Genomic DNA, 24,092 nt, shown 5'->3' on the forward strand with positions numbered 1-24,092 from the left:
CGCAACGCCCCCACTTAGGCTACCGCAACATGGGACGCAGGCCCATTGAAACCGTCGAGCAGTTTTGCACTCAGCAAACAAATATCAAAAGTAAGATTGTCAAACAAGAAAGTTAAGAGTACAGATTTTAGAACAGAAACTAATCAAGCAAGCCGCCAAAATATTACCGGTAGAGGAAAATCACTACTAGTTTTTTAGTCATATAATAAATTATGAAACATAACAGGCATTTAAGTATAACAAACAGCGTTTTTAGTTACAATTATTGAACATAACCCTCCGTAGGCTGTTGCAGAATTTCCCAAATTTATAGTTTACGCCCGCTCTTGAGTGTTTTTACGTAACCGATAAAAAGGACTTCAGGCCATTATCAGACAAAGAATACTTGTTTTTTAAAGCTCATGGCCAAAAACCGCTTCCGGTTGGTGTACCGATTTGCTCCCATCTGCTCCCACTTGTTCGGTTTTCTGTTCCTGCATTCACCAACACGTTTGAACATCCCGTATTTTTGGTGATTATTGAACCCATTTCCTAAAACCGACGCCTATTTGTGAAACTTCTCCTCGTTTTGTTGCCTTGTTTGGTTCTTTCTCTTTCCCTTTTTGCCCAGAAGAAAAACGAATCCTATCAGTATCACATCCGCCAAAGTCATCCGACCGACCGAAACCCAACCGTGAAAATTGACGGGATCATGGACGAACCCGCCTGGCAGGAAGCCGAATCGGCCACTAACTTTTTCATGGTGCTTCCGATGGACACCAGCTACGCCAGGCTGCGAACGGATGTCCGGATGACCTACGACCAGCACAACTTTTACATCGTGGCGGTTTGTTATTACGCCCGCAACCTAGACAGTAGTTGGGCCAACCGGCCTTTCGTTCAGTCGCTCCGCCGGGATTGGGAGTTTGGCAAAAACGACAATTTTATATTTTTCATGGACCCCTTCGACGATCAAACCAACGGGTTTACATTCGGAGCTAACGCCGTCGGTGCGCAATGGGATGGCTTGCTGTACGAAGGAGGGAAAGCGAATCTGAGTTGGGATAACAAATGGTATTCGGTCGTGAAGAACTATGAGGACCGGTATGTATTCGAAGCAGCCATTCCGTTCAAAACCATCCGCTACAAGAAAGGCATCACCCGCTGGGGCATCAACTTCAGTCGACAGGATTTGCTGACGACCGAAAAATCAAGTTGGGCACCCGTTCCGCGCCAATTTCCGACGGCTTCGCTGGCCTATACCGGTTCGATCATCTGGGACCAGCCCCCTCCACAGGTTGGACCGAACATCTCTGTGATTCCGTATGTGCTGGGCGGTTCAACGCGTGACTATCAAACCAAAAAACCAACGGATTTTCGGGGTGATGCCGGACTCGATGCCAAGGTGGCCGTGACCTCGTCCTTAAACCTTGACCTGACGGTCAATCCGGATTTCTCGCAGGTGGATGTCGACCGGCAGGTGACCAACCTCGACCGGTTTGAACTCTTTTTTCCCGAACGACGACAATTTTTCCTCGAAAATGGCGATCAGTTTTCCAACTTTGGCTACGCCAACATTCGCCCCTTTTTTTCCCGGCGCATTGGCCTGGGCGTCCCGATCCGGTTTGGCGCGCGACTCAGCGGAAAGCTGAACAAAGACTGGCGAATCGGTTTGATGGACATGCAAACCGGCAAAGTGGACGAAACCGGGTTGCCCGCCCAGAACTTTGCGGTCGTGGCGCTTCAGCGCCGGGTGTTCTCCCGCTCGAACATTGGGGCGATTTTTATCAACAAGGAATCGTTGAACTACACCCCGGAAGCGGGCAAACCGGCTTATTCCCGGTTTAACCGAAACCTCGGATTTGAATACAATCTCGCGTCGTCCAACAATGTCTGGACGGGCAAGGCAATTCTGTTAAAATCGTTTGACCCGCAAAACGCCAACCGGAGCTGGGTGCATGCGGCCAATCTGCTCTACAGCACCCGCAAATGGATTGTCGGCTGGCAACATGAATACGTAGGCCGGGATTATACCGCCGAAGTCGGGTACGTTCCGCGACGGGGGTATATCAAAGTCAACCCGACCGCTAGTTACCTGATGTTCCCGAAAGGAGGTTCGGTCTTGAGCCACGGACCGCAGATTACTTCCTTTTACATTTTCAACGAGTCGTTCCGGCAAACCGACAACGAAACCGTGGCGATGTACACGACGACATTCCGGACGAAAAGTGTCTTTGCCGTCTGGCTGGGACATGCTTACATCCGGCTTCTTCAACCCTTCGACCCGACCAACACCGGGCGCGACACGCTGGCCCGGGGTACTGAACACCGCTGGAATGCAGTGGGAGCCGATTACATCTCAAAACCGCAAAGCCTGTTTACGTACTCTTTTTCAGGCCGGTATGGAGGGTATTTCGCCAATGGTACCCGCCTGACGCTAAGCACCGAACTCGGTTACCGGTTTCAGCCGTATGTCAATCTGGCGCTCAGTGCCAATTACAACGACATCCGGTTGCCCGAACCGTCGTCCAACGCCCGGTTCTGGCTCGTGGGTCCGCGCATCGACCTGACGATGACCAACAAGCTGTTTTTCACCACGTTCCTGCAATACAACGAGCAAGCCCGAAACGTAAACCTCAACACCCGGTTTCAGTGGCGCTATGCGCCTGCTTCCGATCTGTTCATCGTTTACACCGACAATTACCTGCCGGGGTCGCTCTTGGTCAAAAACCGGGCCTTGGTACTGAAACTAACCTATTGGTGGAACGTATAAGCCAATGGTTCAACAAACAATGCGGTGCCGTTGTCGGTTGTTGAAGAAACATCAAACTCAACGGTTATGCGTAATTTCACTCATTGGCTATATACCCTGACGGTTTCTTTGTTCCTGCTGGTCGGAATGACCAGTTGCGAACTGGTCGGCGATATTTTCAAAGCGGGCCTTTGGGTCTATGGCATCGGAATTTTTCTCGTGGTGGTCGTGGCGATCTGGCTATTCCGGAAGGTGTTCGGCGGAAGGTCGTAATCGTAACGCTTCCAGCCATTTGAGAATAAAAAAGCAGAAACCGTTAATCCGATTTCTGCTTTTTTACGAATAACTTCGGTATATCAGGCCACCAGTTCGACCAGCTTGTCGCGTTGCAGCACTTCTTTCATGCGTTCGCCAAGGTCGTCGGCAGCCGGATACAGCGGCAGACGAACGTTGGACGAAATCAGGCCCAGAATTTCCAGAATCTTTTTGATCCCGACCGGGTTGCCCTCTTCGTACAGCAACGGGTCGATGCGCAGGAAATGGCCGAGTTCTTTTTGGGCAAAAGCAAAATCACCGCGCAGGGCCGCGTGAATCATGCCCGTAAATTTTGCCGGGAACGCATTGGCAATCACCGACATCACGCCCACCCCGCCGATGCTGATGATGGGTACGCCCTGCACATCGTCGCCCGAAATCAGCAGGAAGTCTTCCGGTTTGTCGCGCACGATTTCCATGCACTGTTCGATGATGCAGGAAGCCTCTTTCACGCCAATGATGTTCGGGTGTTCGGCCAGGGTACAGATGGTTTCGGCCGACATGTTGATGCCTGTGCGGGGCGGAATGTTGTACAGAATAACCGGCACCGGGCTGGCATCGGCAATCCGGGTAAAATGCTCGATGACACCCCGTTTTCCCGGTTTATTGTAATACGGGCAAACCGACAGAATGGCATCAACTCCTTCAAAGTCAGTATCTTTAATCGTTGTCAGGACTTCAGGTGTTACGTTGCCTCCAACGCCGTACACGATCGGCAGGTTTTTCGGGTTGTTTTCCTTCAAAAACTGGAGAAGCTGTTTCTTTTCCGATTTCGTCACGGTAGGCGATTCGCCGGTGGTACCTTGCAGCACAATGTAATCGACACCGCCGTCGGAAATGTGCTGAACGATGCGGCCAAAACCGTCGAAATCAACGGTCAGGTCGTCGTTGAACGGGGTGACAATGGCGACCCCAACGCCGTGGAAACAAGCATTCATCAACGTACTACTTGGATTAGAAGGAATAAACAAATCGGAAATAGGACAAAGGTACGGTTTTTTCGGCGGAAAAGAGCGTTGCCTTACGTAAACCGTTTGCGATTCCCGTGGTACAAGGCCACTCCGAGTTGTTCAAATTCCAGAATTTCATTCAAATCGGATGCCCTTCGGGCAGGTCTTGATTCGGTCGTACCCACGCAGACATACGCTTCAAGGTGTTTAACCGTGAACGAAATTGAATTTTGAAAAAACTCAATTGTAGCCTTTAACTGACTTTTTGCCTTTCGGTTGTGTGCTGATCGTTGAATGCTACTATCCGTTTCCTTGATCTCGACAAAAGCAAACGTGCGATTATCAAAAACCGCAAAATCGCACCGTTCGATGGGTTCTGAGTCATCAAAAAGGCATTTATCAATCGCTAGAAAGTGAATCTCTTTGCGATTGGGATTTTCAACGGTAAAATGAATAATTCCATTGGGGTCGGTTTGTCGATAGCTACGTTTGGTTTCCGAATCATATATCCCAAATTCAAGATCAGAAATTGCTTCGAGACAACCATTCGTACTAACCTTTGGAATAACTTGTTCAAGCTGTTCTTTCACGCTGACTGTTACGGTAGATAGTTAAGAGCTGATCCCGTTCACCGGCAATGTCTTCGGATACATCATCCAATTCATTATCGCCAATCAATCCGGTCGTTTCATTCATGATGGAACGAATGGTGCCATTTTCGACAAAATAAGCCGAGAACTCGGCCGGGTCCAGCCATGATCCGGCGGGTATTATTTCTTCAATTTTAGCGCGGTCTTCCGCAGAACTTTCTGCTACTTTGTAAGCAAACAGCAGATTATTAATGGCACTCAAGATATAGGGGCTGTGCGTAGTTATAACCGTTTGGCTTTGGTACTTTCCGAGAGATTGGTTCAGCAAATAATACATTAATTCTTTCTGAGCTTGTGGAAACAGATTCAACTCCGGCTCTTCGATAACAAACCGCCTGCTTTCTTTTGAACGCAAATAATCGACTACAAGCAACAATGGAATAATCGATTGATAACCACTAGCGCTGTTTGCTAAATCAATGCTTCCGTCTGCTCCATATAAAATTCTATCTTTCCCATTTTCGTAAGAATACCGAACACCAAGAAATGGGATCGATAGTTTATTTATTTGATTCCTAGCCGCTTCAAATGTCCGCCCAAATTGCACGAGCGGTTTTGGAATGTTGATATCCGAATAAAGTAGGCTCCATATAGCCGAAGACAACATTGCCGTTAGGTTTCTTTCTGAGGGAATATATGTTGACGGACTTCTTAAAACATATTCCTGAAAAAAAGCCTGATGGAAACTTTGACTTATACTGAACCAATTTCCTCCAGAATTAGACTTCTCTTTTAGCTTTTGAGAAAGGGAATGAACAAACGTTGTAAAATCCCAAGGAGCACCATTCTCTTTATAATTTAAGTCGTTATTACGCCTTTGATCAACTAATTTCTTATTTAATAGTAAGCCTTGATCGGTTAAGCCAAATGATAAGTTTTTTTTATACTCAACAAAATACAGAGGTGTTTCGTAGTGGAAATATGTGTTTAAATTAACGTAACTTTCAAGATTGTAGTTGATAAAAAGATTGGACGGAAAACCGGCAATCGGAAATACACTTATATCCGTACACAACGCAATCAGTTTTGCCAGCGTACTCTTTCCAGATCCCTGCGGACCGATAAAAACCGTGTTCTTCCTGACATCGACAGTAGCCTCTTTGATCGGTCCACAATTTCGTACTATCAACTTCTCCATCCGGTAAAATTAAGTAATTAAACACAAAAGCCGCTACCCATTGGCAACGGCTGTTGGCTTTCTTCTGGTTCACCCCTAGTCCATTACCGCGACGCCCCCGGCAGCGGGTAATTTCGGGACGCATCGTCCAGGATCAGTACCCAGTCCTGCCCGTAGCCGGTCGTCGGCGGTTTTAGCGACTGGCTGCCCTGGTTGGCAAACGTTCCGGCCGGTTTTGTTTCTCCCTTGCGGGGATCAAACCAGTAGGCTCTGACCTCTTTGCCCGAAATTTTGCCCAGTTGCAGCGTAAACGGCCGACCAGCCGACGTATACACAAAGGCGTAATCTTGCCCACGGGTGGCCTGGATGCGATCCGCCGGACCGTAATTGTTCTCCACAATCAGCGACTGATCCGGCACCCGGTCCAGCATCGGCCGCGACTCCATCAGCTTCCGAACCCACTGCATCTGATTGGCCGCCGGTAAGTCAAGCGCTTCGTGCCAGGCCATGTGCGGCCCGTTGACCGGTTCCTGACCGGGCGCATACATTTGCCAGACATCGTGACAACCGTAGGTATGCCCATGTGCCCCGGCAAACAGATCCAGGTAAGCGTATTTCCGGACATCGTAGGCATTGGATGTCCCTAAGTCTTTGGCGTTGAAACAAACCGGGTGATCTTCGTAAATGGGTTCGGCATCCATCACCGGCTTCACCGGCGTCCGGTTATACACAAACGCAATCTTGTCGTGGGTGGGCGTATCTCGGCAGTGGCCGTTTTGCAGCATATTGAAATCCAGCCACTTGTCGTTATGAAACCAATGGGAAGAACCGCCCATTTCCAGCGCATTGGGCTGCGGGTGAAAACTCATCAGCGCTTTGTCGTGCCCGCCAACCCCTTCGGCCACACCCTCGGCCATCGTCCGCCAGACGGCGACATCCTCCGAACCATCGCGGGGCGTTCGGTCTCCGCCCATGATCCAGACAATGTTTTCGCGGTTTTTATACCGGTTTCCCAGCCACCGGCCAAAAGCCCGGGCATTTTGAGTGGTAAATATCTCCGGCCCTTTACCCCAGGTCGACTTGTTTAGTTTGTCGCCCCAGGTGGGCAAAAATGCCACCACGATACCGTTTTCAGCCGCTTTATCGAGGATGTAATCGACGTGTTTGAAGTACGCTTCGTTTGGCTGGCCCGGATCGTTATTGACGAGCGGTTTTTCACCCAGCGCATTGGCGGTATTCAGGCCGTCGAGTTCGGCCAGGGCGACCGCCTGAACCACCGTAAAGCCCTGCGCGGCCCGGCGTTTCAAATACCGCTCGGCTTCCTCGCGGTTCAGCCGGTGAAAAAGCTCCCAAGCCGTATCGCCCAGCCAGAAAAAGGGCGTCCCATCCTGATGCACCAGGTACCGCTGGTTATCAGACACCCGGAGTCGGCCGTGTGTAAAAGGAGACTGGGCCTGTGTATACCAGGTTGTGAGCAGCAAACCCGCTAGTAAAATCCGACGCTTCATACGTGAAAGATTAGGATGATCAATCGTTGTAGGTGCTTTTATTGATACAGTACAGTAGAGTAGAGTTAGGTTGCGAAGGTAAATGTTTTTAGGAATCGTACAAATAAAGGCAGGAAAAATTAAATCAAATGCAAAAGCCGGTTTGATCTGCTCTTGGATCAAACCGGCTTTCAGAAATTGGGAACGTAAGCTTCAAACGACCAATTCCTGCGGCTGACGAAGTTGCCGGACGGCATTATCCGCGTTTTCGAAGGCTTTCCGGTTTTTGTATTCAAACCAGGGCTTGGTGAAATACTTTTTCATAAAATTATCGATTCGCATCTCTCCAAAGAGGTTCCACGCACCTTCAATCCGTTTCAGCCAAGACTCGTTCAATACCCGCAGGGCCAGGGCATACCCGCCATCGATGTATTCGATGTAATGCCAGTATCCGGCGGGAATGTAAAGTGTTTCACCGTAATCTAATGTACATTCATACCCCCGGACGTGTTGCAGCGCAGGGTATTTTTCATAATCCGGGTTGTTCACATTGGTGTAGGTGATCACAGAATACGGCAACCGGTACAGCATCGGCGTGTATTCGGGAGCAAACAGCACCACCCGCTTCCGGCCTACAAACTGTGTCAGAAAGACGTGCGACAAATCGATATCGAAGTGCATGTGAACGACCGAACCGGCCCCGCCGTAAAACATAAAAGGCAGGTTCATCATGAATCCGTCGACCAGATCCGGCTTCAGTATGTCTTTCTTCAGCGAAGGAATGTGCTTGAAAATGTTGAAAAGAAAAATGCGCAGTTCAACCTGTTCATTCGAGGCAATCTTGTCGAGGTACTCGCCGAAGTTCATTCGCTCATCGACGAACATGGTACTTTTGTCGGGAGCTGCCGGTTTGTTATTGTACAAATCGACGGTCAGGTGCCCCGCCCGTTCCTTAAGTTTGTCGAAAGACCAGTTTTTGTAAGCCGGCCAATCATGGCAAAAATCCTGAATGATGGCAGGTTTGTGTGGTTTGAAATATTCCTGTTGAAAAAGCGCTTTCTGGTCTTTCCTGACCCGATCAATGGGTACTAGTTCAATAGCCATACGAATGGGGAGTGTCGTTTACAACAAAAAATTTGTGCATCTAACACTACCCGATCGCTATTGGGTTCAAAAAGTTGGAGCAAAAACCCGAAAATTGCATTAAAATTGGATTAATGGTCCTGAACGGCCAGGGGCCAACAACTCCTGCCGTGCTATTTCCGAAAACCGCTGTTTCCAGCCGGTTTTTCGGAAATAGCACGGCAGGAGGAATTTGCGTTCGAGCGCCTTAAAAGACGAATTTGGTCGATAAGAACTCGGATTGATGCTGCTCCACGATGGTATTGAGAATTTCTTTGTTCAGTGCCGAATCTTTGGTCGCTACGACGGTTCGGATCGAAAACGAACGCAGGGCATCTTCCACCGACAAGGTGCCTTCAGCCGAATCTTTCCGGCCCGTGAACGGGAACGTATCCGGCCCGCGCTGGCACTGGGCATTGATGTTGACACGACTGACCTGGTTGACCAACTGATCGACCAATGCAGCAATCTGGCTGGTTTCTTGTCCGAAGATGCTCACCTGCTGCCCGTGATCGGAGTTGATAATATACTCGATGGGTTCCTCGATATCATCGAACGGCACCACCGGCACGACGGGTCCGAACTGCTCTTCTCGGTATAATTTCATGCCATCGCGGACTGGGTAAACCAGAGCCGGAAACACGAACGATTCCACCGTTGTGCCGCCCCCTTCGTTCAGCACGCGGGCTCCATTTGCTTCCGCATCACGCAGGCACTCGTCGAGGTAAGCCGGTTTACCGGGCTCGGGCAGGGGCGTCACCTGGGCACCCTTACTCCACGGCATGCCCGGTTTCAGGGTATTCAGCTCATCGCCAAACCGTTGCAGAAATGCATCGGCCACCGAACGGTGGACCCACAGAATCTTCAGGGCTGTACAACGCTGACCATTAAACGACATCGTACCCAACATGCATTCTTTGACGGTCAGCTCAATGTCGGCATCGGGCAGGATCACGGCGGCATTCTTGGCATCCAGGCTCAAAACCGCCCGGAGTCGGTTGCTTTTGGGGTGCATTTTTTTCAGGCTATCGGCCACCCGGCTCGACCCAATCAGTGCCAGCACATTAATCTTGCCCGACTTCATCAGCGTTGGCACCACCGTAGCCCCCCGGCCATAAACCGTGTTAACAACCCCCTTCGGAAACGAGGTCCGGAACGCTTCCAGCATCGGGTGATGTAACAGCGTACCGTGTTTCGGCGGTTTAAACAACACGGTATTTCCCATCAGAATCGCCGGAATCAGCGTGGTGTAGGTTTCGTTGAGCGGGTAATTGAACGGCCCCATGCACAGCACCACGCCCAGCGGTGAGCGCCGGATCTGACCAATGACGCCTTCTTCGATCCGGAAGCGCGAACTGGCCCGGTCAAGGTCCTTAAACGCATCGATAGTATCGTAAATGTATTGAACCGTGCGGTCGAACTCCTTGATCGAATCGGCCAGCGTTTTTCCAATTTCCCACATCAGCAGATTGACGACGGTTTGTTTCTGCTCCATCATTTTGCCGACAAACCGCTCCATGCAGGCAATGCGGTCCGAAACCGACATCGTTGGCCACTCGCCCCGCCCGTGGTTGAACGCCCGTACGGCAGCCTCCAGCGCATCCAGCGCTTCGTTATCATCCATCGGGAGCGGATAACTGCCGATCACTTGCCGAACGAGTCCTTCCGGCGTTCGGACATACACCGGCGACAGCACCTCCTGCGTGGGGCCCTCCCATATCCGGATTTCTCCATCGACTAAATACTCCCGCTGGTGCAGCGGTTCAATCCGGAATTCATCCGGAATCTGATCTTCGGCCGGAAATAAACTTTCCAACTGTTGAGATAAAATAGACATACTTATAAGCGATAGAAATTGGTAATGGCAACGAAAACCGGCACAAAAACCGCTCTCAGAGATGTGGGCCGTTTAATGGAAAGAAGTCGATGAAGAAATGAGATACCCGAAAACCGGTTTCAGGTCTGCAAAAGTAAAACCGCATTCCGGATTGGAACAAGTTTTTTTAGAAAAAGCCGCCAGGTTGGCAAAATCAAGCCTTTACCTGAATTGAATTAAATGATTAGGTTATTCCGATCAGTATGCCAGACCGACGCTCGGTTGGGGTACTACCTACTCACTCAATTCACTTGATGATTAGATAAGTTGTCAAAAAGAGCCCACTTGCGATTTATCACGGATTCGCCCATCAATCCTCACGTCCCTCCTTCCGGTTCGGATCGGCCATACGGACAATTTTGGGCGTAAAGGTGGCCAGCACACTCACCAGCTCTTTCTGCGCATCAATAACGGTTTTGATGTTCTTGTACACCATCGGAGCTTCATCAAGATCCCCGCCGATCAGTTGAATCTGTGCTTCTTCCAGGGCCTGATTCAGTTGGGAACGGGTCACCTTGTTAAACGCCTGCGTCCGTGACATCTGCCGCCCGGCCCCGTGCGAAGCCGAATTGATCGAGGCCTCATTGCCACGACCCCGGACCACAAAACCGGGTTGGGTCATCGAACCGGGAATGATTCCCAGCACCCCATCTCCGGCGGGGGTAGCTCCTTTGCGATGGACGATGACCTCTCGCCCGTCGGCCAATTGCTCTTTCCAGGCAAAATTGTGGTGGTTTTCCACCATCGTCAGCGGTTCGTGGTCGATGGCTTTCGCCAGTTTGCGGTGAATTTCGTGGTGGTTGGCCGATGCATACTCCCCGGCCAGGTTCATAGCAATCCAGTATTCCTGCCCTTCTTCGGTATTCAGATCGAGCCAGGCCAGGTGAGCTGCCTGTTTAGGCAACCGGGTTTTCTGCATCGCCAGCTTCGAGTAGTAATTGGCGACCGCTCCGCCTAACCCGCGCGAACCCGAATGCGATAGCAGTGCGAGATACTCGCCCGGGGGCAGGTTCAACTCGTCGTCCATCGTTTCAACCCTGACAATGCCCCACTCGACAAAGTGATTACCAGTCCCGGAACTACCCAGTTGGCGATACGCTTTATCTTTCAGATCCCGGATGACTTTCGTAGCCTGCCACTCCGGCAGATCCATCACGCTCTCGTCCACCTTGTCCCGGGTTTCGCCCCCAATGCCGAACTTGGTTTTTTCAACCAGCGATTTCTTCAACAAATGCGGTTCGCGCTTCAGGAAGTCCGGCGGCAAATCAAAAACCGACAAACACATTCGGCAGGCAATATCGACTCCAACCGCAAACGGAATGACGGTATGGGCCTCGGTAGCCAGCACGCCCCCGATGGGCAGGCCGTAGCCCTGGTGCGCATCGGGCATGAGGGCACCGGCCAGCGAAATCGGCAAACTGGCCGCCGTTTCCATCTGTTTCAACGCACCTTCTTCTATGTACTCCCGGCCAAAAACCGCATAGGGCAGCGCTTCCGGGCGCAGGTCGAGCGTCTGTTCGGTCTGCTTGGTGCGGGTCAGCAGTTCATAGGGTGCCGGATCGGGCGGCAGGAATTGTTTCCCGACTTCGCTCAGCGGCACTGGTATACCCTGTTTGTTGAGGTCATAAATGGCCCGCGCCAGGTTCGTCACCTTGTTCTTTGAAAAAGCGTATTTTTTGGGATTCTGAAAAAGTTGCGCCAGCAGCCCAAGCACCTTTTCTTTCGGGTAATTCGCCCGCAGAACCAGGCCGTTGGCGACCCGCAGGAACGGTGTGTAGAGGTGTTCGGGAATGGGTGCCAGCGTCAGAATGTCGTCGATTAAAATAGGCGTTTGCATGGTATGTACTAATCTGGTTGACAGGCTAAAGTATCTTCGTAACTAGTTCAAATTCGTTCGGGCTAATTCAGGACCAGAAAATGAGCCTAAACCCGACTGCCGTCACAAAGATTGTGACCTACTGCGCAGTGTTTTTGCGTAGCTCAAAGTTTTTTCTAATTTTTCTTAAAAAAACGTTTATGCCTGTTAACCGGAATGCCCTGATTCGCTACAAAACGCTGGATGCCTGCCTGCGCAACCGCCAGCGCAAATGGACGCTTGACGACCTGATCGAAGCCGTGTCGGCCGCACTCTACGAATACGAAGGCATCGATAAAGGCATCAGTCGGCGCACCATTCAGGCCGATCTACAGATGATGCGGAGCGATAAACTGGGCTATTTTGCACCGATTACGGTCATCGACAAAAAGTATTACACCTACGAAGACCCCGCCTACAGCATCACCAACATTCCGCTTTCGGACGGCGATTTGTCCCGCATGAACGAAGCCGTGGAAGTGCTGAAACAGTTCAGGGGTTTCTCGCACTTTACAGCCCTGAACGAGGTGGTCCAGAAACTGGAGGATCACGTCTACTCCACCGGCCGAAAATCAGCCCCGGTGATTGATTTCGAGAAAAACGAAGGTCTGAGAGGGCTTCACTGGCTGGACACGCTTTACCAGGCCGTGGTTCAGAAGCAGACTCTCCTAATTCAGTACCAGTCCTTTTCGGCACGGCTGCCACAAACCGTCCCGTTTCATGTCTGGTGGTTGAAGGAGTTTAAAAACCGCTGGTATGCAGCCGGAGTGCGCGAATCGAAAGGTCCGATCATGCATTTGGCCCTCGACCGGATACTGGCCGTAGAAACCGCCCCGGAGACCGACTACCTGCCAAATGTCACGGTCGATCCGGATCGGTATTACCGGGATGTCATTGGGGTTACGGTGAGCGAACGATTGCGGCCATTGAAGGTAAAAATTCGGGTAGCCCGGGAACAGGCTCCATACGTTGAAACCAAACCGCTGCATCCTTCCCAGGAAGTAGTTGAACGAGAACCCGATGGCATTGTAATCCAGCTCGTTGTGCAACATAATCTGGAGCTTGAACGAGAAATCCTGAGTTTCGGCGACGGCATGATTGTTCTCGAACCCGAACGGCTGCAGAATGCCATCCGGCAACGGCTGCTATCGGGCCTTGCCGCTTATGAGAAGGTTGGGCAGGGCAAATTCCCTTCGTGATACACTCTATCTTTTTTCTCTTTATACTTGCCCAAAGAAAGCTAGTCTGTATGGCCTACCCGGCGCGGTTGCGGGTCATGGTGTGGTAGTCATCATCGGATTTCTGATTGGCTGTTTCCTTACGAGAAATTCGACATTCGTTTGGAAGGCGAATATCTTAAACACCCACCTATTTACGCTGTCTTATTCATGGAAGACTCCATTTTATCACCCAACGGCACCTTTTCGATTATCTTCGACACTTTTGAGGTTCGAATGAGTCATTGGATACAAGCCCCCCGCGTTTTTCGGGTCCAGGATCAGGCCCAGTTGTTCGACCTGCAAGGCGATGTCTGGAGCGCCGACAAAGTTACCTGGCTCAGCGATTCAGAAGTTGAGCTGTATGTCCGCAAATACCCCGGCCAGGTTTCCTGCGATCTGGTTCTTGATCTAGCTGAGGGAACCGGCAAAGCTATTTGCGGCCAGGATCGTTTTGCGGGTCCGCTGATTGCCGTCAAGGCCTGGGTACTTCATCATTAAGAAGCACCGAATAAGGGTATCCATTTTAAACGCAACAGGGCACTCCGATGGAGTGCCCTGTTGGTATTGTACCGGGAGCCGGACTCGAACCGGCATGCCCTTGCAGACATTGGTGTTTGAGACCAACGCGTCTACCGATTCCGCCATCCCGGCATTCTCACAGTGCTTCGCTCAGGCGAACGTGGGTGCAAAAGTAGGATTATTAACGAATAATGAATAATGACTAGTGAATATTTTTTCTGAAAATTCTACGAAATGAGCCAACTGTGCTGATTTAGAAGGTTATTGCAGGGTCACTTACTCGTACCGTAACGCTTCGATGGGATCGAGACGCGAGGCTTTGAACGCCGGGTAGATTCCAGAAAATAAACCGACACTGACGCAGACCAGAATACCGACCCCCATCCAGAGCCAGGGTACCACAAAGCTAACCGCGTCGCCAGGACTAACAACTCTTGAAATCACATTACCGATGCCAATCCCCAAAACTATACCACCCAGACCGCCCAGAATGCAGATCACAATGGCTTCAATCAAAAATTGCTCCCGAATTCGTTTGGGTGTTGCCCCCAGCGATTTCCGGATTCCAATTTCACGCGTGCGTTCGGTCACCGACACCAGCATGATGTTCATCAACGCTATCGAAGCCCCCAGCAACGTAATAAAACCGATCCCAAAACCGCCGATCCGCAGGTAGCTGGTTATCTCTTCAAAGTCCTTTGCCAGTTCGTCCGCCCGTCGGATTTCGAACGAATCCTGCCGACCCAGTGGATCCCGCCGAATTTGCCGCATCAGGCCACGCGCTTCACCAACCGCCGTTTCCGCATCGCTCAGACTCGGCACCGACCCCGTTATATCAAATGTCAGCGTACGGTTCGCTGCCATAGCCCGTGCGTTTTCGAGTGGTACCAGCACGGTTCGATCCTCCCCTCCACCCGAAAAACCGCCTTTTTTGTCCAAAACACCAATAACCTTGTATTTTCCACCCAGAATGTTAATCTCCTTATTTAACGGATTCATATTCCGCTCAAACAAAGTAGACGCTATTTCACTTCCAATAATGGTGACATTGAGGGAATTCGTTAAATCGTTCGGGCTGAAATTCCGGCCTGATTGTAGTTTAAAGGCTTTTATTGCCAGAAAGTTATCGTCAACGCCCGTCAACTGGACATTCGGATTTGTCTTCTTCGAAGCATATTTAATCTGAGCAGCCCCTGTGACGGTGGCGTAAACCGAAACCGACTCCCCTTTCTCGAACCGCCTTTTAAAGGTCATGGCCTGGTGGTAGTCGATCGGTGGCACCCGCTTTTCAGCTCGGCCCCCAAACCGCCGAAACAACTGCGGCCCCTGAATATCAAAGGTGTTGGCCCCCAATCCGGCAAAACTATTGTCGACCGAACTTTGCAACCCGTCGATTGCCGTCAGAATTCCGACCAGCGAGGTAATTCCAATGGCAATAATCATCGAGGTCAGAATGGTGCGCAGTCGATTGGAAATGATCGAACGCAGGCCTTCTCGGATGTTTTCGATAAGGTTCATAGGTCAGTTAGCACAAAATTTGCTTATCTTCGTTACATACCAGTAGACACAAAGCTACTGAAAACAGCAAACAAACGATTACCGATGAAAAGGCTGCTCCTACCGCTCATCCTGATTTTGGCATTGACGACCCCGGTTTTGGCGTCGAAAATCCTGATTCCGATGGATGAAAACCAGAAAAATCACCTCAAAGCGTACGGCATCACCTACTGGGTTCTCCGGCAATTCGATACGGAGGTCGATTGGTTGCTGAATTACCGGGGAGGAAGCTTCATGATGCCGCACAACCAGCGTTTTGTCAACGAAATGGTCATCCGGGGCGTCAGCTATGAAGTGATTTCCGACGCGCAAAGTGCCCAGATTCTGGCCGAGGTGTCATCGCCCGACGTCAACATGGATGCCGTAAAATTGCAGAAAGCCCCGAAAGTGGCGGTCTATTCCCCAAAAACCAAGCAGCCCTGGGACGACGCCGTTACGCTGGTGATGACCTACGCCGAAATTCCCTACGAAACGGTTTTCGATGAAGAAGTGATGGATGGCAAACTGGCGCAATACGACTGGTTACACCTGCATCACGAAGATTTTACGGGGCAATACGGCAAATTTTTTCAGTTTCGGGACCAGCCCTGGTACCAGGCGCAAAAACGGGAAGCCGAGCTAATTGCCAAGAAATACGGTTTGACGAAAGTCTCGGAATTGAAGCGCAATGTAGTTCAGAAAATTCGGGAATACTGCCTGGGGGGTGGTTACATGTTCGCGATGTGCAATGCTACCGACACGTACGACATTGCCCTGGCAACCCAAAAAACCGACATCGCAGAGTCGATTTATGACGGTGACCCGGCCGACCCGGCGGCCAACAGCAAACTGGATTACAGCCAGACAATGGCATTTCGGAATTTTCAGGTTTACATCAATCCGTACCAGATTGAATTTTCCAACATTGACAACCAACCCGAAGAACGTGGGCTAATCGAGCAGAACGACTACTTCACGCTGTTTCAGTTTTCGGCCAAGTGGGACCCGATTCCGACGATGCTGACACAGAACCACATGAACATCATCAAGGGTTTTATGGGCCAGACAACGGCCTTCAAGAAAGGGTTAATCAAGCCCGAAGTGGTGGTTTTGGCCGAGAACCGGGCCGCTAATGAAGCCCGGTATATCCACGCTCCCTACGGCAAAGGCTTTTTTACATTTTACGGTGGTCACGATCCGGAGGATTACCGGCATGAAATCAACGAGGAGCCGACCGATCTCAACCTGCACCCTAATTCCGCCGGTTATCGGCTGATTCTGAACAATATCCTATTTCCGGCGGCCAAAAAGAAAAAGCAGAAAACCTGATACCAGGTTGCGAAACAATCATGACTTAAGCGAGCCTTTGGTAACGGTTTCTGAAACCGTCACCAAAGGCTCGCTGTTCTTTGCGACGTTTAGTAGGGCAAGATCAGCAATCGGTTTCAATGAGCGAAGTTTCCGGTTCAAAGGCAAAAGTTACTTGTTCATGGCGCAGCGTTTTTGGATCGAATGGGCGAAGTGTAATCTTTGGAAAAGAAAGTTCACTACTTTTTATCTTTTGTAAACAACAACGTCCATTACCGGAATACTCATGAACTTTTATGCGCCCCAACAGGTTACCCTGAACCTCTCTCATGTAGCCATTCGCGAAGCCGATCTGGATCTGGCAGCCACCTGCGGAATTAAGTACTGGTTTCTACCATCCCAACCGAACTCCAAAATTGACTCCGGCGTCGTCTGGCTGGCGGCTGGGGCAAGTGGAACGGCTTTACACACCCACGGCGACGAATCGGAATACTTCTCAGTGGAATACGGCGAGCTGGAAATCTTCGTCGACGACCGCTGGATTCGGCTGACGCCTGGGCAATCCATTACCGTCCCGTCCGGAACCCCTCATACCCTCCGAAACCCCTCCAGTCACCCGTGTCTGTACTATTACGCCATCACGCCGGATTACGCTTCACTGATTTGAGAGTAGATATGGTATTCGGTATACAGTTTACGGTATTCAGTAAATGTAACGGGTTGATATTCAACCGGTAGTATAAGCTGGAACTGAATACTGTAATCCGTACTCTTCCCAGGTCCGCTCCACGACCGGCTTGCCAGCCGGGTTCTCACCAAAACCGGTGAGCAGCTACGCTATTGTCTCATTTTCAATGCGCCTAACAAAACAACAACTTATGAACCCCCGCAAAATCCTTTTCGCCACCGTCCCTGCCGACGGTCACTTTAATCCACTAACAGGTCTCGCCAAACACTTGCAGGCATTGGGCCACGATGTGCGCTGGTACATTGGCGGACATTATCTGGAAAAAGCCCGGAAATTAGGCATACCGGTTTTTCCCTACCGCACCGCCCAGGTGGTCAACCAGGAGAATCTGGAAGAACTGTTTCCTGTACGCAATCAGATCAAAGGCAGGCTGGCCCGGCTCCGCTTCGACCTCAACCACGTTTTTCTTCACCGGGCACCGGAATACGTCGCCGACCTGACCGAAATCCACCAGTCTTTCCCGTTTGACCTGCTGGTGTGCGACGCCCTGTTTTCGGCAGCTCCGGTCATCAAACAACTGCTGCAGGTTCCCGTTGCGACTGTCGGCATCGTTCCCCTGGCGGAATCGTCGCGTGATTTGCCACCGACGGGCATGGGTATGATTCCGGCCCGGGGATTCTGGGGCAGACGGAAACAGGATGCCCTGCGCTATCTGACTCAGCACATTCTGTTAAAACCGTGTACCGACCTGTATAACAAGCTGTTGAAGCAATATGGGCTGAGACCATCTAAGGAACTTGTTTTCGACACCCTGATTCGAAGCGCAGATGTTTACCTGCAAAGTGGGGTACCCGGATTTGAGTATGCCCGGACCGACGTAAGCCCCAACGTGCGGTTTGTAGGGCCTTTGCTGCCCTGCACAAAGGCGGCACGGCACCGATTCCCGCATTATGGTAAACTTAATCAGTACCGAAATGTGGTTCTGGTAACGCAGGGAACCGTTGAACGGGACCCGGAGAAACTTCTGGTTCCTACGCTGGAAGCGTTCAAAGATTCGGATACGCTGGTTATTGCCACTACGGGCGGATCACAAACCGAAGCGTTAAGAACCCGGTTTCCGCAGTCGAATCTGATCATCGAAGACTTTGTCAACTTTACCGAAATCATGCCATTCTGCGATGTTTTTGTCACCAACGGCGGTTACGGCGGGGTTATGCTCAGTATTCAGAACGGTTTGCCGATCGTAGCCGGGGGCATACACGAGGGGAAAAGCGAGATCACGTCCCGAATCGGGTACTTTAAACTGGGCGTCAATCTGAAAACCGAAACGCCCTCACCTGAGCAAATTCGAGCCAGCGTCCGGGAAGTCTTGCGGAACGCCATCTACCGCCGGAGCGTCGCAAAACTGCGGGCCGAATTTGACGAATACCGCCCTAATGACTTGTGTGAGCAATACCTCTCAGAAATCCTCGGCGAATCGCTCCGTCCGGCCTTTGTAACCCAGCCTGTCACGACCCGACCTATCACGGCCCAGCCCATCGAGGCCCGGCAAACCGCCGATACGCTTCTTGTCTGACTGGTTGGCCCTGGATAACCGGGGGTGCAACCCTCGGCCCCGGCCTGGCTTGTGCGAACTGCTCGGCCCCAGCACGCGCCCCCGCTGCCAGAGGAGTCTCCCAATCCCAAAAGCCGATGAGTAAACGGTCGAACCCTGTCGTTAAATGCCGGTTTTCTGCGTAAAATGACACGTCCCTCATCAAGTTGACCACGTACCTTTGTCATCAGAAACCGGCGAAGAAAACCGGTTTTACCAACAACACAACAAATACTAAACACATGAAAAAGTTAACATTACTGACCATTCTGGCCTGGCTGGTTGCTGTGGCCCTCATGCCTACCGCGAAGGCGCAAACCATCGAAAAAGGCACCAATTTTCTGAACGCCGGGATCGGCGTTGGCACCTACACCTACCGGGGCCTTCCGATCGGCGCATCGTTCGAGCACACCATTAAAGACAACATTTCGGTCGGCGGCTCCTTCGACTTTGCCCGGTACGGCTACAACAGCGGGGGATACAAATGGAATTACACCTTTCTGTTCTTCACCGCCCGGGGGACCTATCACTTCGGTGAAATTCTGAACGTCAGCGACGATAAATTTGACCCGTATGCCGGCATTTCCCTGGGGCTGCGTACCTCGTCCTACAGTGATTCCTACGGCTCATCCCGCGATTACTACAGCCCCTACGGCAACTCGTTATTTCTCGGTTTGCACGTCGGCTCCCGGTATATGTTTTCCGAAAAAATCGGTGCTTACGGCGAGATTGGTTACGGCGTAGCGGTCCTTCGTCTGGGTTTGACAGCGAAATTCTGACCTAACATTCAGCGATGAAAAAGAACTCTTTTGGAGTAGCGTTCATAGTGATCGCCGGGGGGTGGATAGCCGCCCGCTCCGGCGACATTGTGAGCGACCTCGGACTCACCACCCCGCAGGTTCAGGAAACCGTGCTGGCCCATGTAACCTCGGAGCAGCTTTCAGTTGAGTACTCGTTTAAAGTCCGGCAACTGGCCAAAAAGATCCCGATGGACTCCCGAGCAGCCGCCGTCAAAGCCCTGGGGAGCGTTGTTCGGGCGTATACCGAATCAAACGATTTCCGGACGCGCTACCAGGACTGGCTCAAAAACAAATACAACATCAGCGACGAGCAGACCCGAGCAGCCGCCACGACCCAGGCCACGACCATGACCGATGTGAAGTCGGTTTACAGTGAACAGGCGGCAATGGTGCAAAGCACGTACAGCCAGATGCCCCCCTCGACACTAGCCATGATGATCCAGAGCCAGATTCAGATGCTGCAACAGGAACTGAGCGAAGTGGAAGGAGCCGAAAAAACCGCCAAAGCAAAGGAACTGACCGAATTGAAGCGTATTCAGGGATTATCAAAAACAAATCCTGACGCCTTTAAAAAGCAGTACCTCGCTAATTTTGACAAGATGGTTCAACGGCAAATGACGCAGGGGCTGGACAAGGCGGAAGAAGACCTGAACCAGTCGAAGCAAAATGCCGCTGATTACCAAAAACGCCTGGCAGAGTATAAAGCAGCCTCGAACGTCAACCTGGTCCTTAAAAACCGGCTGAATGACTTTATCGCGCTGGTCGGATCGGTTGATTTTGACGCAAAACTGATGCAACGAGGTTCTAAAATGGAGTTCGTTAATCCGGAGTACCGCAATAAGTCATCCAACTGGAAATTGCTTTATCGAATGGGCAAAGAGCCCGTCCTGGCGGCCCGATCGTTTGCCGAAAACTGGCTCAAAGCACTGGAAACCAAAAAATAGTCCAATTGTACTCGTTGAATCAACTAAAAAAGCTGCCGGTGTTGCCGACAGCTTTTTTAGTATTCAGTTTATGGTTTACGGTTTGGTTGTGATTCCTGGATGCTCGAGGCTGTTGAAATTCACCCCCAACCCCCTAAAGGGGCTCTCAAATCCGGATGCTTCAGCCCCCTTTAGGGGGTTGGGGGTGAATTTTAACAGCCCAGCCGGATGCCCTGTAAGATTGCGTCAGCCCACCGAAAACCGTAAACTTTAACATCCTGCCAGTTGGTAGGCTTTCGGATTGTGACCGGTCCATTTTTTGAAGGCCCGCCGGAACGAACTGGGTTCGTCGTAGCCCATCACAAAAGCAATTTCGTTGATATTGTGCTGGTTGGTGCGGATCAGCCGCAGGGCAATATCACGACGGGCTTCATCCACGATTTCCCGGAACGTAACGTTTTCCGCCTGAAGCCGCCGTTGCAGCGACCGCACCGACAAACCGAGTTCATCGGCTACATCTTCAATCTGTGCCGGTTGCTGGTTATCAAGTCGGCGGAGCACAATGGCCCGGGCCTGCTCGGCCACGGGTTGGGTTTGCTCGTAACCTTTACCGTACTCCATCGCCTGGCAAACATATTCATAGACCTCGTTCGGGTTGATCCCCATCCGCTGGCAAATAGCGTCAACGTGGTCTTTGTTTCCATTCAGGGCAACGTTCAGAATAGCTTTCAGGGAGTGAAACGGCGTCGATTGCGGGTACATAGTCGTAAGGATCGTAACGTGAACTACTTAAATCGACAGCAAGTAATTCAACTTTTACAGCCCGGGAAATACGCAGTGGTACAAAGTGCAGGTTTCTCGTGTTGAAGTGGTATTTTGCCGATCTCAACCGACATCAGAAACTGAACCAGTCAGCAATCATCCGGGCGGGCCGGGCGCTCTCGAGTTGCTGCTCCAGTTTGTCGGGAATTTTTGGAAAGAAGTCGATCCCAGTTTGGCGCTCCACCTCATCAACCGGCACCACAAACTGTTTCAGCGAGCGGTCCGAACCTTCGTTTTTCATCAGAAAAGCAATCATCCGAATGTCGGGATTGTTGCAGTACAGAATCACCTTGTAATAATACTCCGGGACGGCTACCTGGTTTTTCCGACCAATCGTCGGCAATCCGGGGCGCAAAACCGGACCGGTTACAATGTACAGCCCCTTGTCGCGCACGGCCCAGGCCCGCACCTGCTCCTCCAACTCCCGCCAGATGCCCCGGTTGAAATCCGGCTGCTGGGGACTGATGTTGCTCATGTAAAACGTCTGGCGCATCATGTTCTGCGAAAACTTAAAATCGCCCGCCGGAGCCAGGTGCCCCCGATCGTAGCCCGAGCGGGTGTAGTCCGAGGCCAGCGCCGAGCCGGTTTTCACATCCGGGTCGGGCTGAAACTGCTCGTTTTTTCGCTCGGCATCTCCGAAAATTTCATTTTCCAGCAACGGATACGCCACCCAATCGGCTTGCTCATATTCTTCCCGATACCGCAGGGTGTAGCCATCGTGCCGGATCACGGCGTCATTTGATCCAAAAGCCGGGAGGGCAAAATCAACCGCTTTTTCGAAATCAAACAATTTCCGATCAGCAATTGCCATTGCCGAGGAAGAACGGTTTTTGCGGGAACTTGTGCGGTTTTTCTCCAACAACGAACGGTCGTCGGAGGCTTCGGTGTCGGTATTGTCGGACGCTACTTCGGGCGTGGGCTCAGGCGCTTTGTACGGATTATCAGCCGATTGCTTCGGACTGGATTTAATCCCGACCAGACTTTTTACATCATTCCAGAACGCCACCACCGGCTCGGTTCGGCCGCCGTAATGGAGAAACAACCCGATCAGAAAGAACACAAAAAGCCAGATCAGCGTATTGCTACGCAACCGAAAACCACGCCGGGCATACCGCCGGGGATGCAGGAACGAACGAAAAAACATGGGGCTAAGTTACGAATACATTGCCATACTTGGCAGAGCCACCATGTTACTATAATTTCGAAACAGATACAAATTCGTGCGTATTTTTACCACGCATTGCCTATTTCGATTACGATCGCATGCCATCCTTACAAATCATCGTCATCGGCGGAGGAGCAGCCGGTTTTTTTGGAGCCATCACCGCAGCCGAAACCTTCCCGGAAGCCACTATTACGATTCTTGAAAAGAATAAAACTGTATTGAATAAAGTCCGGATTTCGGGCGGAGGGCGCTGCAACGTCACCCACGCGTGTTTTGACAACCGTCAACTCGTCAAGAACTACCCGCGCGGGTCGGCTTTCCTGCGCCCTTTGCTGAAGCAGTTCGACGCAGCCGCCACGGTTCGCTGGTTCGAAAACCGGGGAGTTCGACTGAAAACTGAAGCCGACGGGCGGATGTTTCCCGTCACCGATTCGTCCGAAACCATTCTGAATTGCCTGTTGCACGAAGCCCGTCGGCTGGGCGTTCACATCCGGACATCCTGCGGGGTCAAGTCCATCAGCCGTTCCGAAACCAGCTGGCACCTCCAGACCCTGTCCGACGAAATCCTGACTGCTGACCGGCTGCTGATTGCGGCTGGCGGTTTTCCGCAGGCCCCCTCCTACGACTGGATTCCGGGCCTGACCGAACCGCCCTCCCCGCTGATGACGCCGGTCCCCTCCTTGTTTACGTTCAACACGCCGAACAATCCGTTGTTGGCGCTGGCGGGCGTTTCGGTGCCGGATGCCGTGGTTCGGCTGGTGGGAACCAAACAGGAACAACGCGGGCCGGTGCTGATTACGCACTGGGGTTTCAGCGGTCCGGCGGTGTTGCGCCTGTCGGCCTGGGCGGCCCGCGAGTTGGCCGAGGTGCAGTATCAGCACGAAATCCGTATCAACTGGCTGGCGGCTCTGAACGAAAACCAGGTGCGCGATCAGGTGCAGGCGTTTCGTCAGCAACATCCTAAGAAACAGGCGGTTTCGCAATCGCTCTTTGGACTGCCCGCCCGGTTGTGGTCCGCATTTGCCACCGAAGCCGGAATTTCGGCGACGGAACGCTGGGGTGAATTGCCAGGCAAAGCTCAAAACCGCCTGATCAATCTACTCACCAACAGTACGTATTCGGTTTCCGGTAAAAGCACCTTCAAGGAAGAATTTGTAACTTGTGGCGGCATCCGCACCGAGGCCATTGAGCCTGAAACGATGGAGTCGCGGACACATCCCGGCCTGTTTTTTGCGGGCGAAGTGTTGGATGTCGACGGGATTACGGGCGGTTTCAATTTTCAAAACGCCTGGACGACGGGTTACATTGCCGGGAAAAACATCGGCCGTCCTCGTACCCACGGACCGCCGGGCGGCCCCGTTGAGTCCGTGAGTTTTAGGAATCACATTGAGTACTAACAACTCACGGACTAAAC

General features: G+C 51.6%; 20 protein-coding genes and 1 tRNA gene. 10 read left to right on the forward strand and 11 right to left on the reverse strand.

The features are described from left to right. Window positions 1-550 precede the first annotated feature (550 nt). On the forward strand, window positions 551-2,752 hold the full coding sequence (locus ACO2Q8_RS29005; protein WP_423348410.1) for a DUF5916 domain-containing protein: 2,202 nt from the start codon (window positions 551-553) through the stop codon (window positions 2,750-2,752). A 66-nt stretch (window positions 2,753-2,818) separates the two neighbouring features. Continuing rightward, a complete protein-coding gene (locus tag ACO2Q8_RS29010; RefSeq protein WP_423348411.1) occupies window positions 2,819-3,004 on the forward strand; it encodes a hypothetical protein in 186 nt (61 codons plus the stop codon). 83 nt (window positions 3,005-3,087) lie between these two features. Here the strand turns inward: ACO2Q8_RS29010 and dapA are convergent, their stop codons facing one another. The 7 genes from dapA to ACO2Q8_RS29045 form a co-directional block, all read right to left on the reverse strand. Next, window positions 3,088-3,984 carry a 4-hydroxy-tetrahydrodipicolinate synthase gene (gene dapA, locus ACO2Q8_RS29015; RefSeq protein ID WP_423348412.1) on the reverse strand — a complete coding sequence of 299 codons (897 nt, stop codon included), beginning with the start codon at window positions 3,982-3,984 and terminating at the stop codon, window positions 3,088-3,090. Between the two features lie 83 nt (window positions 3,985-4,067). After that, window positions 4,068-4,586, reverse strand: coding sequence for a hypothetical protein (locus ACO2Q8_RS29020; RefSeq protein ID WP_423348413.1), 519 nt, complete (start codon window positions 4,584-4,586; stop codon window positions 4,068-4,070). Beyond that, window positions 4,570-5,784, reverse strand: coding sequence for an AAA family ATPase (locus tag ACO2Q8_RS29025; RefSeq protein WP_423348414.1), 1,215 nt, complete (start codon window positions 5,782-5,784; stop codon window positions 4,570-4,572). The genes ACO2Q8_RS29020 and ACO2Q8_RS29025 overlap by 17 nt, the downstream gene beginning before the upstream one ends. Window positions 5,785-5,867: 83 nt before the next feature. After that, on the reverse strand, window positions 5,868-7,271 hold the full coding sequence (locus tag ACO2Q8_RS29030) for a glycoside hydrolase family 140 protein (RefSeq protein WP_423348415.1): 1,404 nt from the start codon (window positions 7,269-7,271) through the stop codon (window positions 5,868-5,870). A gap of 192 nt (window positions 7,272-7,463) precedes the next feature. Then, complete coding sequence (locus ACO2Q8_RS29035; protein WP_423348416.1) at window positions 7,464-8,354, reverse strand: cupin-like domain-containing protein; 891 nt, start codon at window positions 8,352-8,354, stop codon at window positions 7,464-7,466. Window positions 8,355-8,580: 226 nt separating this feature from the next. Then, a complete protein-coding gene (locus tag ACO2Q8_RS29040; RefSeq protein ID WP_423348417.1) occupies window positions 8,581-10,209 on the reverse strand; it encodes an NADP-dependent glyceraldehyde-3-phosphate dehydrogenase in 1,629 nt (542 codons plus the stop codon). Window positions 10,210-10,558: 349 nt separating this feature from the next. Next, window positions 10,559-12,085, reverse strand: a complete 1,527-nt coding sequence (locus ACO2Q8_RS29045) for an RtcB family protein (RefSeq protein ID WP_423348418.1) — start codon at window positions 12,083-12,085, stop codon at window positions 10,559-10,561. 179 nt (window positions 12,086-12,264) lie between these two features. On the opposite strand from ACO2Q8_RS29045, the gene ACO2Q8_RS29050 reads away from it, so the two are divergent. Together ACO2Q8_RS29050 and ACO2Q8_RS29055 are read left to right on the forward strand one after the other, a co-directional pair. After that, window positions 12,265-13,302: a helix-turn-helix transcriptional regulator gene (locus ACO2Q8_RS29050; RefSeq protein WP_423348419.1), complete on the forward strand. Its 1,038-nt coding sequence runs from the start codon at window positions 12,265-12,267 to the stop codon at window positions 13,300-13,302. 189 nt (window positions 13,303-13,491) lie between these two features. Continuing rightward, on the forward strand, window positions 13,492-13,821 hold the full coding sequence (locus ACO2Q8_RS29055) for a hypothetical protein (RefSeq protein ID WP_423348420.1): 330 nt from the start codon (window positions 13,492-13,494) through the stop codon (window positions 13,819-13,821). A 69-nt stretch (window positions 13,822-13,890) separates the two neighbouring features. Here ACO2Q8_RS29055 and ACO2Q8_RS29060 read toward each other — a convergent pair. Beyond that, window positions 13,891-13,974: transfer RNA gene (locus tag ACO2Q8_RS29060), tRNA-Leu, on the reverse strand. 144 nt (window positions 13,975-14,118) lie between these two features. Next, window positions 14,119-15,360, reverse strand: a complete 1,242-nt coding sequence (locus tag ACO2Q8_RS29065; RefSeq protein WP_423348421.1) for an ABC transporter permease — start codon at window positions 15,358-15,360, stop codon at window positions 14,119-14,121. 84 nt (window positions 15,361-15,444) lie between these two features. On the opposite strand from ACO2Q8_RS29065, the gene ACO2Q8_RS29070 reads away from it, so the two are divergent. The 5 genes from ACO2Q8_RS29070 to ACO2Q8_RS29090 all read left to right on the forward strand — a co-directional run bounded on the left by ACO2Q8_RS29070 (window position 15,445) and on the right by ACO2Q8_RS29090 (window position 20,712). After that, window positions 15,445-16,707, forward strand: a complete 1,263-nt coding sequence (locus ACO2Q8_RS29070; RefSeq protein WP_423348422.1) for an asparagine synthetase B — start codon at window positions 15,445-15,447, stop codon at window positions 16,705-16,707. A gap of 265 nt (window positions 16,708-16,972) precedes the next feature. Beyond that, window positions 16,973-17,353, forward strand: coding sequence for a cupin domain-containing protein (locus ACO2Q8_RS29075; RefSeq protein WP_423348423.1), 381 nt, complete (start codon window positions 16,973-16,975; stop codon window positions 17,351-17,353). Between the two features lie 211 nt (window positions 17,354-17,564). Beyond that, window positions 17,565-18,950 (forward strand): glycosyltransferase, encoded by a 1,386-nt coding sequence (locus ACO2Q8_RS29080; RefSeq protein WP_423348424.1) that lies wholly within the window; start codon window positions 17,565-17,567, stop codon window positions 18,948-18,950. Between the two features lie 260 nt (window positions 18,951-19,210). Further along, window positions 19,211-19,747 (forward strand): hypothetical protein, encoded by a 537-nt coding sequence (locus ACO2Q8_RS29085; RefSeq protein WP_423348425.1) that lies wholly within the window; start codon window positions 19,211-19,213, stop codon window positions 19,745-19,747. A 14-nt stretch (window positions 19,748-19,761) separates the two neighbouring features. Continuing rightward, window positions 19,762-20,712: a hypothetical protein gene (locus ACO2Q8_RS29090; protein ID WP_423348426.1), complete on the forward strand. Its 951-nt coding sequence runs from the start codon at window positions 19,762-19,764 to the stop codon at window positions 20,710-20,712. Between the two features lie 249 nt (window positions 20,713-20,961). Here the strand turns inward: ACO2Q8_RS29090 and ACO2Q8_RS29095 are convergent, their stop codons facing one another. Further along, a complete protein-coding gene (locus ACO2Q8_RS29095) occupies window positions 20,962-21,453 on the reverse strand; it encodes a helix-turn-helix transcriptional regulator (protein WP_423348427.1) in 492 nt (163 codons plus the stop codon). A gap of 133 nt (window positions 21,454-21,586) precedes the next feature. Continuing rightward, window positions 21,587-22,657 carry a DNA/RNA non-specific endonuclease gene (locus ACO2Q8_RS29100; protein WP_423348428.1) on the reverse strand — a complete coding sequence of 357 codons (1,071 nt, stop codon included), beginning with the start codon at window positions 22,655-22,657 and terminating at the stop codon, window positions 21,587-21,589. 119 nt (window positions 22,658-22,776) lie between these two features. On the opposite strand from ACO2Q8_RS29100, the gene ACO2Q8_RS29105 reads away from it, so the two are divergent. Continuing rightward, window positions 22,777-24,075 carry an NAD(P)/FAD-dependent oxidoreductase gene (locus ACO2Q8_RS29105; protein ID WP_423348429.1) on the forward strand — a complete coding sequence of 433 codons (1,299 nt, stop codon included), beginning with the start codon at window positions 22,777-22,779 and terminating at the stop codon, window positions 24,073-24,075. The last annotated feature ends 17 nt before the right edge of the window (window positions 24,076-24,092 follow it).

Source organism: Larkinella sp. VNQ87, assembly GCF_049445795.1.
Lineage (GTDB): Bacteria > Bacteroidota > Bacteroidia > Cytophagales > Spirosomataceae > Larkinella.

Coding starts and splice junctions, on each gene's coding strand:
- ACO2Q8_RS29100 (WP_423348428.1), bottom strand. CDS start 22,657: ATGTTTTTTCGTTCGTTCCTGCATCCCCGGCGGTATGCCCGGCGTGGT.
- ACO2Q8_RS29010 (WP_423348411.1), top strand. CDS start 2,819: ATGCGTAATTTCACTCATTGGCTATATACCCTGACGGTTTCTTTGTTC.
- ACO2Q8_RS29070 (WP_423348422.1), top strand. CDS start 15,445: ATGAAAAGGCTGCTCCTACCGCTCATCCTGATTTTGGCATTGACGACC.
- ACO2Q8_RS29050 (WP_423348419.1), top strand. CDS start 12,265: ATGCCTGTTAACCGGAATGCCCTGATTCGCTACAAAACGCTGGATGCC.
- ACO2Q8_RS29025 (WP_423348414.1), bottom strand. CDS start 5,784: ATGGAGAAGTTGATAGTACGAAATTGTGGACCGATCAAAGAGGCTACT.
- ACO2Q8_RS29090 (WP_423348426.1), top strand. CDS start 19,762: ATGAAAAAGAACTCTTTTGGAGTAGCGTTCATAGTGATCGCCGGGGGG.
- ACO2Q8_RS29055 (WP_423348420.1), top strand. CDS start 13,492: ATGGAAGACTCCATTTTATCACCCAACGGCACCTTTTCGATTATCTTC.
- ACO2Q8_RS29045 (WP_423348418.1), bottom strand. CDS start 12,085: ATGCAAACGCCTATTTTAATCGACGACATTCTGACGCTGGCACCCATT.
- ACO2Q8_RS29080 (WP_423348424.1), top strand. CDS start 17,565: ATGAACCCCCGCAAAATCCTTTTCGCCACCGTCCCTGCCGACGGTCAC.
- ACO2Q8_RS29035 (WP_423348416.1), bottom strand. CDS start 8,354: ATGGCTATTGAACTAGTACCCATTGATCGGGTCAGGAAAGACCAGAAA.
- ACO2Q8_RS29085 (WP_423348425.1), top strand. CDS start 19,211: ATGAAAAAGTTAACATTACTGACCATTCTGGCCTGGCTGGTTGCTGTG.
- ACO2Q8_RS29040 (WP_423348417.1), bottom strand. CDS start 10,209: ATGTCTATTTTATCTCAACAGTTGGAAAGTTTATTTCCGGCCGAAGAT.
- ACO2Q8_RS29095 (WP_423348427.1), bottom strand. CDS start 21,453: ATGTACCCGCAATCGACGCCGTTTCACTCCCTGAAAGCTATTCTGAAC.
- ACO2Q8_RS29030 (WP_423348415.1), bottom strand. CDS start 7,271: ATGAAGCGTCGGATTTTACTAGCGGGTTTGCTGCTCACAACCTGGTAT.
- ACO2Q8_RS29065 (WP_423348421.1), bottom strand. CDS start 15,360: ATGAACCTTATCGAAAACATCCGAGAAGGCCTGCGTTCGATCATTTCC.
- dapA (WP_423348412.1), bottom strand. CDS start 3,984: ATGAATGCTTGTTTCCACGGCGTTGGGGTCGCCATTGTCACCCCGTTC.
- ACO2Q8_RS29075 (WP_423348423.1), top strand. CDS start 16,973: ATGAACTTTTATGCGCCCCAACAGGTTACCCTGAACCTCTCTCATGTA.
- ACO2Q8_RS29105 (WP_423348429.1), top strand. CDS start 22,777: ATGCCATCCTTACAAATCATCGTCATCGGCGGAGGAGCAGCCGGTTTT.